The organism is Curtobacterium sp. 22159 (assembly GCF_052045775.1).
In the GTDB taxonomy this organism is placed as follows: domain Bacteria; phylum Actinomycetota; class Actinomycetes; order Actinomycetales; family Microbacteriaceae; genus Curtobacterium.
This window is the reverse complement of sequence record NZ_JBQEPN010000006.1, coordinates 133,864-146,226: the sequence shown is the minus strand read 5'-3', so window position 1 is coordinate 146,226 and position 12,363 is coordinate 133,864. Positions and strand designations below refer to the sequence as shown.

11 protein-coding genes and 1 pseudogene are annotated in these 12,363 nt (G+C 70.8%); 4 read left to right on the top strand and 8 right to left on the bottom strand.

Annotated elements, in window-relative coordinates; translation table 11 throughout:
* Positions 1 to 48: 48 nt before the first annotated feature.
* The 8 genes and pseudogenes from ACTJKO_RS09100 to ACTJKO_RS09065 form a co-directional block, all read right to left on the bottom strand.
* Entirely contained in the window at positions 49 to 1,464 is a 1,416-nt protein-coding gene (locus tag ACTJKO_RS09100; protein ID WP_440687877.1) for an MFS transporter, read from the bottom strand.
* A gap of 203 nt (positions 1,465 to 1,667) precedes the next feature.
* Positions 1,668 to 2,309, bottom strand: a pseudogene (ribA, locus tag ACTJKO_RS09095) (GTP cyclohydrolase II); the annotation flags it as partial.
* Between the two features lie 11 nt (positions 2,310 to 2,320).
* Positions 2,321 to 3,373, bottom strand: a complete 1,053-nt coding sequence (gene ribD, locus ACTJKO_RS09090) for a bifunctional diaminohydroxyphosphoribosylaminopyrimidine deaminase/5-amino-6-(5-phosphoribosylamino)uracil reductase RibD (protein WP_440688014.1) — start codon at positions 3,371 to 3,373, stop codon at positions 2,321 to 2,323.
* Positions 3,374 to 3,430: 57 nt separating this feature from the next.
* On the bottom strand, positions 3,431 to 4,051 hold the full coding sequence (locus ACTJKO_RS09085) for a GNAT family N-acetyltransferase (RefSeq protein WP_440687875.1): 621 nt from the start codon (positions 4,049 to 4,051) through the stop codon (positions 3,431 to 3,433).
* A 2-nt stretch (positions 4,052 to 4,053) separates the two neighbouring features.
* Complete coding sequence (gene trpS / locus ACTJKO_RS09080; RefSeq protein ID WP_440687873.1) at positions 4,054 to 5,064, bottom strand: tryptophan--tRNA ligase; 1,011 nt, start codon at positions 5,062 to 5,064, stop codon at positions 4,054 to 4,056.
* Between the two features lie 37 nt (positions 5,065 to 5,101).
* Positions 5,102 to 5,944 (bottom strand): exodeoxyribonuclease III, encoded by an 843-nt coding sequence (locus ACTJKO_RS09075; RefSeq protein ID WP_440687871.1) that lies wholly within the window; start codon positions 5,942 to 5,944, stop codon positions 5,102 to 5,104.
* Between the two features lie 86 nt (positions 5,945 to 6,030).
* On the bottom strand, positions 6,031 to 6,303 hold the full coding sequence (locus tag ACTJKO_RS09070; protein WP_440687869.1) for an HPr family phosphocarrier protein: 273 nt from the start codon (positions 6,301 to 6,303) through the stop codon (positions 6,031 to 6,033).
* Positions 6,304 to 6,374: 71 nt separating this feature from the next.
* The gene (locus tag ACTJKO_RS09065) at positions 6,375 to 7,145 is read right to left on the bottom strand and encodes a DeoR/GlpR family DNA-binding transcription regulator (RefSeq protein ID WP_440687867.1); all 771 of its coding nucleotides are present in this window, start codon (positions 7,143 to 7,145) and stop codon (positions 6,375 to 6,377) included.
* A gap of 254 nt (positions 7,146 to 7,399) precedes the next feature.
* Between ACTJKO_RS09065 and ptsP the strand changes: the two genes are divergently transcribed.
* The 4 genes from ptsP (at position 7,400) to ACTJKO_RS09045 (ending at position 12,333) form a co-directional block, all read left to right on the top strand.
* Positions 7,400 to 9,055 carry a phosphoenolpyruvate--protein phosphotransferase gene (ptsP, locus tag ACTJKO_RS09060; RefSeq protein WP_440687865.1) on the top strand — a complete coding sequence of 552 codons (1,656 nt, stop codon included), beginning with the start codon at positions 7,400 to 7,402 and terminating at the stop codon, positions 9,053 to 9,055.
* A gap of 116 nt (positions 9,056 to 9,171) precedes the next feature.
* A complete protein-coding gene (locus ACTJKO_RS09055) occupies positions 9,172 to 10,659 on the top strand; it encodes a PTS mannitol transporter subunit IICB (RefSeq protein WP_440687863.1) in 1,488 nt (495 codons plus the stop codon).
* Between the two features lie 73 nt (positions 10,660 to 10,732).
* Positions 10,733 to 11,170, top strand: a complete 438-nt coding sequence (locus ACTJKO_RS09050; RefSeq protein WP_440687861.1) for a PTS sugar transporter subunit IIA — start codon at positions 10,733 to 10,735, stop codon at positions 11,168 to 11,170.
* Positions 11,167 to 12,333 (top strand): mannitol-1-phosphate 5-dehydrogenase, encoded by a 1,167-nt coding sequence (locus ACTJKO_RS09045; RefSeq protein ID WP_440687859.1) that lies wholly within the window; start codon positions 11,167 to 11,169, stop codon positions 12,331 to 12,333. The genes ACTJKO_RS09050 and ACTJKO_RS09045 overlap by 4 nt, the downstream gene beginning before the upstream one ends.
* Positions 12,334 to 12,363 lie beyond the last annotated feature (30 nt).

Sequence of the window (12,363 nt, the reverse complement as noted above, 5' to 3'; positions counted from 1 at the left end):
GGCGCGGTGCCAGCTGGCACCGCGCCTCCCATCCGTCTGCTGCTCGCCTCAGGCGCGCGCCTCCACGGGTGCCGCATCCGGCGTACCGGCCGCGTCCGCGGCGTCGAGCGCCGCGGTCCGCGTCTCACGCACGAACAGGAGCGCGACCAGCGTCACGACCGCGGCGATGGTGAGGTAGAGGCCGACGAGGAAGATGTTCCCGTCCGGCTTCCACAGCGCCAGCGCGATCGTCGGCGCGAGCGACGCTCCCAGGATCGACGCGACGTTGTAGGCGATGGCCGAGCCGGTGTAGCGGACGTTCGTCGGGAAGAGCTCCGGCAGCAGCGCACCCATCGGACCGAACGTCAGCCCCATGAGCGACAGGCCCACGATGAGGAACGTGACGACCGTGATCGGGCCCGTCGACGCGGCGAACCAGAACTGGAAGGTCAGGCCGAAGAGGGCGATGCCGATCGTCGTCGGGATGAGCGTGCGGCGACGGCCGAACTTGTCGGCGAGGAAGCCGGCGACCGGGGTGAAGATGCCGAAGAACACGACCCCGATCATGAGCAGCGTCAGGAACTCGCCGCGCGTGTACCCGAGTCCGGGCTTCGGGACGAGCGGACCCGCCTCGGCGCCCGTCGTGCCGTACGACAGCGTGAACGTCGTCATGAAGTAGAAGAGCACGTACGTGGCGACCATGCCGAACGTGCCGATCACCACGGCCTTCCACGAGGTGCGGAACACGCGGCCGAGCGGCACCTTCGCGACGGTCCCGGACTCCTGCACGCCGCGGAACACCGTGGACTCGACGAGCCGGAAGCGCACGTACAGGCCGACGATCACGAGGACCGCGGACAGGAGGAACGGGATCCGCCAGCCCCACGCCTGGAAGTCCGCGTTCGGGGTGCCGTCGGCTCCGGCCGGCATCGCGGCGTTGATCGCGATGAACAGGCCGTTGGCGAGGAGGAACCCGATCGGGGCGCCGAGCTGCGGCATCGAGCCGAACACCCCGCGCTTGCCGGTCGGGGCGTTCTCGGTCGCGAGCAGTGCGGCACCAGACCACTCGCCACCGAGCCCGACGCCCTGGGCGAACCGCATCACGGCGAGCAGGACGGGTGCCCAGATGCCGATCGTGCCGAACGTCGGCAGGCAGCCGATGAGGAACGTGGCCGTGCCCATGACGAGCAGCGACGCGACGAGGGTGGCCTTGCGGCCGACGCGGTCGCCGAAGTGGCCGAAGATGATCGAGCCGACGGGTCGGGCGAAGAACGCGAGGGCGAACGTGACGAACGAGGACAGCTGCGAGGCCGTCGGGTCCTCGTTCGGGAAGAACAGCGTCGGGAAGACGAGGACCGCGGCGGTCGCGTAGACGTAGAAGTCGTAGAACTCGATGGAGGTGCCGACGAGGCTGGCGATCACGACGCGGGAGCGCGGGTTGCCGGCGGTCTTCTGGGTTGGTGCGGGTGCCGATGCGGCGGACATGGGGTGAGGAGACTCCGAGTGGGCGCTCACGGGGGAGCGCAGCGGTGTTCCCGGACTGCGGACACCGGTCGGTTCGCGCAGGGTGGTGCGGCGCCGATCGGGTGCGTCCGGGTGGTGGTGGACCGCTCGTGACGGAGGACCCCATCGTACGACAGATGTCGTCGACCTTCGAATCCGCCGGGAACCCGCCGGACTCGGCCGCGTCAGTTCGCGGCGCCGGCTTCCAGGTGCGCGGGCAGCTGGTGGCCCATGCGGTCGCGCTTGGTGTCGAGGTAGCCGGCGTTCTGTGCGGAGACCCCGACGACGAGCGGCACGAGGCCCTCGACGGTGATGCCGTGCTCCTCGAGCTGTCGCCGCTTCTCCGGGTTGTTCGACAGCAGGCGGATGCTCGTGATGCCGAGGTCCGCGAGGATGCCGGCGGCCCCGCCGTACTCGCGCGAGTCGGCCGGCAGACCGAGCGCGAGGTTGGCGTCGAGCGTGTCGAGGCCGTCCTCCTGCAGGCGGTAGGCCTTGAGCTTGTTGATGAGGCCGATGCCGCGGCCCTCCTGCCCGCGCAGGTACACCACCACCCCGCCCTCGGTCGCGATCGTGTCGAGCGCCGCGTCGAGCTGCGGGCCGCACTCGCACTTCAACGACCCGAAGGCCTCGCCCGTCAGGCACTCCGAGTGCACGCGGACGAGCGCACCGTCGGCGGGTGCCGAGCCGTCCGGACCGGACGCGATGATGGCGACGTGCTCTGCGCCGGTCACGAGGTCGCGGTAGGCGCGCATCTCGAAGGTGCCGTGGATCGTCGGGACGTTCGTGGCGACCTCGAACTGGACCGGGCTCCCGGGGGTGGGGGAGGTGAGTGCATCGGTCATGGGGTGCTCCGGTCGTTCTGGGGCCCCGCGTCCCCGAGCTCGCCTGCCGCCGGCAGCGGGGCGCGGTGGGGTCGTGCTCGGACCAGCAGGTCGGGGCCGAGGCTGGTGGTCGATAGTACGTCCAACCTGCGACGTTCGCCGATGCTTCCCACGCCGACGTCATCGAGGGCAACACGCGGGCCGCCGAGCAGCACGGGAGCGAGGTACACGAGGTACTCGTCGACGAGGTCGGCGGCGATGAGCGCGGACGCCACGGTCGGACCGCCCTCGACGAAGACCGAGTGCACACCGTGGTCGCGGAGGGACGCCAGTGAGGCGGCGAGGTCGTGGCCCGGCAGTGCGACGAGCCCTCGGGGGTGGCGACGGACGGCGGCGCCGTCGGGGACCGCCCGGTCGCCGACGACCACCGGGAGTGGTTGGTCGGCGAGGAGCTCACCGGCGTCACCGCGTGCCGTGAGGCTCGGGTCGTCGACCAGGACCGTGCCCGTGCCGACGAGGATCGCGTCGTGTCCGGCACGCTGCTCGTGGACGTGCTGACGGGCCGCTGCCCCGGTGATCCACCGGCTCGTGCCGTCGGCGGCGGCTGCGCGACCGTCGAGACTCGACGCCCACTTCACCGTGACCCAGGGACGGCCGAGCCGCACGGACAGGAGCCACCGCTCGAGGAAGGCCTCGGCCTCGTCGGCGAGCACACCCGGGACGACGTCGACACCGCCGGCGCGGAGCCGGTCCGCCCCGCCGTGCGCGTGTGCGCCGGGGTCGTCGATCGCGTACACGACCCGGCCGATCCCGGCGTCGAGGAGTGCGAGGGCGCAGGGGCCGGTCCGACCGGTGTGGTTGCAGGGCTCGAGCGTCACCACGGCGGTCGCGCCGACGAGGAGCTCGGGCGGCACCTTGCCCATGGCGTCGACCTCGGCGTGGGGCGTGCCCGCACCCTTGTGCCAGCCCTCGGCGAGGACGTCGCCGGTCGGCGAGAGGATGACCGCGCCGACCCGGGCGTGGTCCCCGACGGCGGGGCCGAGCGCGGCGAGTTCGAGTCCGCGCCGCATGGCTCGGACCTCGGCCGGGGTGGCCGCGGCGGAGGGAGAGCTCGTCACGTGTCGAGACTACCGGCGGGTGTTCGGTGACGCGTCACCGCGGTGTCCCCCGACGGCCGGCGGCGCACCATCGAACGTCTCCGACGGCCAGTCGAGATCGGACGCCGGCGTCCCGTCGGCGCGCCGGAGTCCCCGCCACGCGGTCGTCGGGGCGCCGTCGCGGCCCGGGATGCGAGCGGTGCCCGTGCCGGTGAAGGAGAAGCCGGCCGCACGGGCGACCCGCGCCGAGGCGGTGTTGCCCGCGTAGCACTCCCAGTACACGTCCGGCGCGCCCTGGTCGAAGGCCCAGCCGAGCACGAGTCCGACGGCGTCGTGCATGAGGCCGGCGCCCCGGGCGGACGGGGCGAGCCAGAAACCGACGTCCCGGCCGGCTGTGCGGTAGCTGATGATGCCGTCGAGCCACGTCGATCCCGGCCGCCGGATGCCCCAGGTGTACTCGCGGTCCGACGCCCACCCGGGCCCGACGAGCGCGTCCACGAAGGTGGTGGCGTCACGGGTCGAGTACGGGGACGGGACGGTGGTCCACCGGACGATGTCCGGGTCTTGGCAGGCCTCGGCGATCGCGGTGACGTCCGCGCGCGTCGGGACGTCGAGGTGCACCCGGGCGGACGACAGCGTGACGGGCTGCATGGTCAGCCACGGCGCCGGGGGACGAAGCCGATGCGGTCGTAGACGCGGGCGAGGGTCGCCTCGGCGATCGCTTCTGCCCGATCGGCGCCGACGGCGAGCAGACGGTCGAGTTCCGCCGGGTCGTCCAACAGCTCCAGCGTGCGGGCCCGCACGGGTTCGAGCTCCGCCACCACCGCGTCGGCGACCTCGCCCTTCAGGTCGCCGTAGCCCTTGCCGGCGAACGATGCTTCGAGGTCGGCGATCGAGGTGCCCGTGAACGCCGACAGGATCGACAGCAGGTTGGTGACACCGGGCTTCGCCTGGCGATCCGCACGGATCTCGCGTTCGGTGTCGGTGACCGCCGAACGGATCTTCTTCGCCGTGCGCTTCGGGTCGTCGAGCAGGCGGATGAGGCCGTTGTCGGACGCGGCCGACTTGCTCATCTTGCTCGCCGGGTCCTGCAGGTCGTAGATGCGGGCGGTGTCGGTGAGGATGCGGGCCTCGGGCACGACGAACGTGTCACCGAAGCGGGAGTTGAAGCGCCCCGCGAGGTCACGGGTGAGCTCGACGTGCTGGCGCTGGTCGTCACCGACGGGCACGACCTTCGTGTCGTAGAGCAGGATGTCGGCCGCCATGAGGATCGGGTACGTGAACAGCCCGACGGACGCGGCCTCGGCGCCCTGCCGCGCGGACTTGTCCTTGAACTGGGTCATCCGGCTCGCCTCGCCGAACCCCGTCAGCGTGTTGAGCACCCACGCGAGTTCGGCGTGCGCCGGCACGTGCGACTGCACGAACAGCGTGGCCTTCGTGGGGTCGATGCCGGAGGCGATGTACTGCGCCGCCGTCGCCCGCGTGTTGGCGCGGAGCTCGGCCGGGTCCTGCGCCGAGGTGATGGCGTGCATGTCGACGACGCAGTAGATCGCGTCGAAGTCGTCGAGCAGGGTCCGCCACTGCATGAGCGCGCCGATGTAGTTGCCGAGGTGGAGGGATCCCGCGGATGGCTGGATGCCCGAGAAGATGCGCGTCGTGGTCATGGTGCTGTCCTGTGCTGGAGAAGAGTTGGGGAGCGGGTCAGAGTTCGTAGTCGACGACCACGGGGGCGTGGTCGGACCATCGCTGGTCGTACGCCGCAGCGCGGTCGACCGTGTACTGCGTGACCTTGCCCGCGAGCTCGGGCGTCGCCATCTGGTAGTCGATGCGCCAGCCCGTGTCGTTGTCGAACGCCTGGCCGCGCCAGGACCACCACGTGTACGGGCCGTCGACGTCACCGGCCTGGGCGCGTCCGACGTCGACCCAGCCGAGCCCCGGCCCGGTCGAGCCGTCGGCGCCCTCGACCCGCTCGCCCTCGGCGCCGAAGAAGCGGGAGAAGTAGGCGCGCTCGCGGGGGAGGAACCCGGCCCGCTTGACGTTGCCCTTCCAGTTCTTGATGTCGCGCTCGTCGTGCCCGACGTTGAGGTCACCGACGACCACGGCGAGCGGGTTGTGCTCCCGCAGGGCGGGGAGACGCTCCGTCATCGCGTCGAGGAACTTCCACTTCTCGTCCTGCTTCGGGGTGTCGGCCTCGCCCGAGTGGACGTAGGTCGACACGACCGTGACGGTGGTCCCGCCGATCTCGTAGTCGGCTTCGAGCCAGCGGCCGGCGGAGTCGAACTCCTCGGCGCCGAGCTCGACGCGGTGGATCTGCGCCCGGTGCCGTGAGGCGATCGCGACGCCCGCCCGGCCCTTCGCCGTCGCGGGGTCGTGCACGATGTCCCACTCGTCGCCGAGCAGTCCGGCGAGGTCGTCGCTCGACGCGCGGACTTCCTGCAGGGCGAGGACGTCGACGTCGCGCGTGGCGAGCCACTCGCCCATGCCCTTCCGGAACGCGGCACGGATGCCGTTCACGTTGACGGATGCGAGGCGCAGGCGTGTCATGTCCAACACCCTATCGGCGGGTGCCGACACCCCTCGTGCGCGCTCCTCCCGCCGTCGTGTGGTCGCGTCGGACGCGACCGGTCCGGTCAGGCCGCGTCGTGGTCCGTCTTGAGGAACTCGACCAGGCTGTCGGCGGTCGCCTCCGCGTCGTCGCCGTCGACGGTGAGCGTGACCTCGTCGCCGTTCTCGATGCCGAGGCCGAGGAGCGCGAGGATGCTTCCCGCGTTGCCGGACTTGTCGCCCTTCGCGATGGTGACCTGGTGGCCCGACGCCGTCACGGTCTGGACGAAGAGGGAAGCGGGACGGGCGTGCAGGCCGGACGCGCTGGCGACGGTGACGGTGCGGGTGGCTTCGGACATCGATGAACTCCTGTCGATGGGTGGTGCGGCCATGCTAGCGAGCGGGCCGTGGGTGGGAACTCGGTGGCGGCTCAGTCGCGGCCGGGCCAGAACACCTCGGTGCCGGCGGCCTCGACCTCGCGCACGAGGTCGGCGTTCACGCCGGGGTCGGTGATGATCGTGTCGATCGCGGCGAGGGGGGCGACGCGGCCGAACTCCTCGCGGCCGAACTTGGTGTGGTCGGCGAGCAGGATGCTCCGCCGGGCGGCCTTGATCATCGCGGACTTCACGGCCGCCTCGGCCATGTTGTGCGTCGTCAGGCCGCGCTCGGGCGTGATGCCGTTGATGCTGATGAACGCGACGTCGACGCTCACCATGCCGATGAGCTGGTGGGTCCAGGTGCCGACACCGGCGAGGGAGTCGCTCCGGATGTTCCCGCCGAGGAGGTGGAGGTCGATCCCGGGCCGGTTCGCGACGGCCATCGCCACGGGCAACGAGTGCGTGACGACCGTGAGCCCCCGATCGGTGGGGAGCATCTCGGCGAGGCAGATGGTCGACGTGCCGGCGTCGATCATCACGGAGCCGTTCTCCGGCAGTTCGTCGAGGGCGGCCTCGGCGATGACCATCTTCTCGGACTGGTTGATGCCGCCGCGGTCGCCGACGCCCGGGTGGAGGGTGATGCGTTCGACCGGGATGGCTCCACCGTGGGCACGCCGGACGAGCCCACGACGCTCGAGGCTCGTCAGGTCGCGGCGGATCGTCTCCGGCGTGACGGCGAGCAGCTCGGCGAGGTCCTTCACGTCGACCCGGCCCTGCGCGCGTGCCTGCTCGACGATGCGCTGGTGGCGCTCTGGTGCGTACATCGGACCTCGTCGTCTCGGGTCGGAACGGAACGGACATGCTCGGGCACGTCTCCGGCGGATCAGAACCGGACGGTTCAGCCACCAGACGCAAACGGGCATCTGTTTCTGCATTTTTATCCCCGGATGTGTTTGTTTGTCAACGCGGATCGGGGTATGGTGCTGCTCATGCCGCACCGGCGGGGTCCTGGTCTCCGCGCCGCGCGCACCGAACGAACCACCCCACCGCAAGCGCGCGTGAGATGAAGGAGTCTCGAATGTCCGAACTGCTCGGCACCGGCGTCGGCCGCGGCGTCGCCCACGGCCCCGTGCTCCGCATGGCGGACCCGCTCGGCGAACCGTCGACGGCGGCGCTCGAGGGATCGGCGGACGACGCGAAGCAGGCGGTCGCCGGCGCGCTCGCCGCGGTCGCCGAGGACCTCAACAAGCGCGGGCAGCTCGCCGGCGGCGACGCGCAGGCCGTGCTCGAGGCCCAGGCGCTCATGGCGCAGGACCCGACGCTCCTCGACGACGTGCACACCCGCATCGACCGGGGCACGAACGCCGAGCGTGCCGTGTTCGAGGCGTTCGGCCAGTTCCGCGACCTGCTCGTCGGCATGGGCGGCTACATGGGGGAGCGCGCGGCCGACCTCGACGACGTGGCCCAGCGCATCATCGCGAAGCTCCGCGGCGTGCCCGCACCGGGCGTCCCCGAGTCGGACACCCCGTTCGTCCTCGTCGCCCGTGACCTCGCACCCGCCGACACCGCGCTCCTCGACCTCGACAAGGTCCTCGCGCTCGTGACCCGGGACGGCGGTCCCACCTCGCACACCGCGATCCTCGCCCGCGCCAAGGGCATCACGGCCGTCGTCGGTGTGTCCGGTGCCGACGCGCTGACCGACGGACAGCACGTCGTCGTCGACGCCGGTGCCGGCACGGTGACGACCGAGCCCTCCGACGCACTCGTCGCCGACGTCGAGCAGCGCATCGCCGACCGCCTCGCCGCCGCCTCGGCACCGCTCACCGCCGGTGCCCTCGCCGACGGCCACGCCGTGCCCCTGCTCGCGAACCTCGGCAGCCCCGCCGACGCCGCGGGCGCCGTTGCTCTCGGTGCGGAGGGCGTGGGGCTCTTCCGCACCGAGTTCCTCTTCCTCGACTCGCCGACCGCCCCCACGGTCGAGCAGCAGACCGAGTCGTACCGCCAGCTGCTCGAGGCGTTCCCGGGCAAGAAGGTCGTCGTCCGAGCGCTCGATGCCGGCGCTGACAAGCCCCTGCCGTTCCTCACCGACAAGGACGAGGAGAACCCGGCACTCGGTCGTCGTGGCCTCCGGGCGCTCCGGAACCACCCCGAGGTGCTCCGCGACCAGCTCACCGCGCTCGCCCAGGCCGACGCGGCGACCGAAGCCGACCTCTGGGTGATGGCCCCGATGGTCGCCGACGCCGAGGAGACCGAGTACTTCGTCGGCCTCGCCCGCGAACTCGGCATCCGCACCGCGGGCGTCATGGCCGAGGTCCCCTCGCTCGCCCTCATGGCCGAGCAGGTCCTCGCCACCGCCGACTTCGTGTCGATCGGCACCAACGACCTGACGCAGTACACGATGGCCGCGGACCGCATGCTCGGCACCGTCGCGTCCTACCAGGACCCGTGGCACCCCGCGGTCCTCCGGCTCGTCGCGCAGCTCGGCGCCGCCGGACAGTCCACCGGCAAGCCCGTCGGGATCTGCGGTGAGGCTGCGGCCGACCCGCTGCTCGCCGTCGTCCTCGTCGGACTCGGCGCGACCACCCTCTCCATGACCCCCGCGGCCCTGGCCGACGTGCGCGCCGAACTCGGTCGTCACACGCTCGACCAGGCCCGTGAGATGGCCCAGGCGGCGCTCGCCGCGAGCACGGCGGCGGCCGCGAAGTCCGCCGCGGCCGCAGCGCACGCCGTCTGAGCCGCCAGCACCACCTCCCACCACACCGCAGCAGCAGCACCCTTCACAGAAAGTCACCGCACATGACAACGTCGTCCGTTGCATCGTCGCCCGCCCCCGCGCGGGGGCAAGGGCGCGTGCGCGTCCAGAAGTTCGGCACGTTCCTCTCCGGCATGGTCATGCCCAACATCGCGATCTTCATCGCGTGGGGCATCATCACGGCCTTCTTCATCCCCACGGGCTGGACCCCGGTGGCGGCACTCGGTGGCTCCGCGGACGGCAGCGTCGTCGGCGTCGTCGGGCCGATCCTGACCTACCTCATCCCCCTCGCGATCGCGATCCAGGGTGGCCGGATGGTCTACGACATCCGCGGCGCGGTCGTCGGTTCCATCTTCGCCATGGGCGTCATCCTCGGTTCCGACACCACGATGATCCTCGGCGCGATGATCTGCGGCCCGCTCGGCGCGTACATCATCAAGCAGGTCGACCGCATCTGGGACGGCAAGATCAAGCCGGGCTTCGAGATGCTCGTGAACAACTACGCCGCGGGCATCCTCGGCTTCGGTCTGTTCCTCGTCGGGTTCTTCTGGCTGTCGAAGCTGTTCACCGGCATCGCGCTGGCGCTCGGGTCGGCGGTCGAGTTCCTCATCCACCACTCGCTCCTGCCGCTGGCCAGCATCTTCATCGAGCCGGCGAAGGTCTTCTTCCTCAACAACGCCATCAACCACGGCGTCCTCGACCAGCTCGGTGCGCAGCAGGTCAAGGAGTCCGGCAAGAGCATCCTGTTCCTGCTCGAGGCGAACCCCGGCCCCGGTCTCGGCATCCTCCTCGCCTTCACCTTCTTCGGTGTCGGCATCGCCCGCTCGACCGCTCCCGGCGCGATCATCATCCAGTTCTTCGGCGGCATCCACGAGATCTACTTCCCGTACGTGCTGCAGAAGCCGGTCCTGTTCATCGCCGTCATCCTCGGTGGTGGCACCGGCGTGCTCACGAACGTGATCTTCAACTCGGGTCTGACGGCTCCCGCTTCTCCTGGGTCGATCCTCGCGGTCCTGTTCAACACCTCGCGTGACAGCTACCTCGGCGTCATCCTGTCGGTGGTGCTCTCGGCGGCGGTGACCTTCGCGGTCGCGTCCTTCTTCCTCCTGACGAGCCGCAAGCGCGACCTGGCGAACGGTGGCGGGGACATGACCGCCGCGTTCGACAAGATGCAGGCGAACAAGGGTCGCGAGGCGAACGCCGCCACCGCCGGGCTCTTCGCCAACAACAGCCCCGCCAACGAGCAGGAGTCCGAGGCCGCCCTGGGCGGCGTCGGCGCCGGCACCACCACCGCGACCGCCACCAAGGTGCACAACCTGGTGTTCGCCTGCGACGCCGGCATGGGCTCGAGCGCGATGGGCGCCAGCGTCCTGCGCAACAAGATCAAGAAGGCGGGCATCGAGGGCGTCACGGTCACCAACAAGGCGATCGCGAACCTCTCCGGTGACGAGGACCTGATCATCACGCAGGAGGAGCTCACCGACCGCGCTCGGCAGAAGAACCCGAACGCACAGCACGTGTCGGTCGGCAACTTCATGAACGCGCCGCAGTACGACCAGGTCGTCGAACAGCTCAAGAACCAGTAACGAAGTGCAGTATCGGAGGGGACGGGTGAAGGCCCGTCCCCTCCACCACGTCCGCGAACAAAGGAGAACCCCGATGCCCGTCCTGCAGGAGAGCCAGATCCGGATCCACACCGAGGACACCGCGCCGACCAAGTCGGAGGCGATGAAGGAGGCGGCCGAGATCCTCGAGGCTGCAGGCGCGGTCACGGCGGACTACTACCCCGCGATGCTCGAGCGTGAGAAGAGCGTCTCGACCTACATAGGGAACTTCCTCGCGATCCCGCACGGCACGAACGACGCGAAGGACGCCATCAAGTCGTCGGCGCTGTCCTTCATCCGGTACGCCACCCCCATCGACTGGGACGGCAACCCCGTCCGCTTCGTCGTCGGCATCGCGGGCGTCAACAACGAGCACCTCGACATCCTGTCGAAGATCGCGATCGTCTTCTCCGACGAGGACGAGGTCAAGAAGCTGACCGACGCCCCGGACACGGCCAGCGTCCTCGCGATCCTCGGTGAGGTCAACGAGTGAGCGAGCGCACCGCCGTCCACTTCGGTGCGGGCAACATCGGCCGCGGCTTCGTCGGTCTGCTCCTGCACGAGGCCGGCTACGAGGTCGTCTTCGCCGACGTCGCCGCGCCGCTCATCGACGCGCTGGCCGCAGCGGACTCGTACACCGTGCACGAGGTCGGCGCGGGGGCGACGGACCACGAGGTCACGAACTTCCGTGCACTGAACAGCGCGCAGGACGAGGCGGGTGTGGTCGCCGAGATCGCGAACGCCGCGATCGTCACCTGCGCGGTCGGCCCGAACGTCCTGAAGTTCATCGCCCCCGTCATCGCCCAGGGGTTGCAGGCACGCCCGGCGGACGCCGCTCCGCTCGCGGTGATGGCGTGCGAGAACGCGATCAACGCGACGGACCGTCTCCGCGAGTTCATCGTCGACGCGCTGCCGTCGGACACCCGCGACCAGGCGCTCGCGAAGGCCGTGTTCGCGAACACCGCCGTCGACCGCATCGTCCCCGCGCAGCCCGAGGGCGCCGGACTCGACGTCACCGTGGAGACCTACTTCGAGTGGGCCATCGACCGCACCCCCTTCGGCGGCACCGAGCCGGAGATCCCCGGTGTGCACTACGTCGACGGCCTCGCCGCGTCGATCGAGCGCAAGCTCTTCACCGTGAACACCGGCCACGCGACGGTCGCGTACCACGGCTTCCTCGCCGGCGCCGACAAGATCTCCGACGCGATCGCGATCCCCGCGGTCCGCTCCGAGCTCGAGTCGGTCCTGGCCGAGACGAGTGACCTGCTGGTCCGACGGCACGAGCTCGACCCCGAGGTGCACCGGGCGTACGTCCAGGCCATCATCGGGCGCTTCGAGAACCCGCACCTGCCGGACACCGTGACGCGCGTGGGGCGGCAGCCGCTCCGCAAGCTCTCCCGTGACGAGCGGTTCGTGTCGCCGGCCGCGGCCCTCGCCGAGGACGGCACCGAGCCGACGGCGCTGCTCGACGCGATGGGCGCCGCGCTCCGGTTCGACGTCCCGGACGACGAGCAGAGCGTGGAGCTGCAGGCGCTGCTCGGTTCGGACCGCTCCGACCAGGACGTCGCGACCGAGATCACCGGGCTGGACGAGCAGCACCCACTGCACGCGGCCTTCGCCGAGCGGGTCCGCGCGGCGCGCGCGGATCGTCGCTGACGGGACGCCTGACGGACTGGAGGCGCGGTG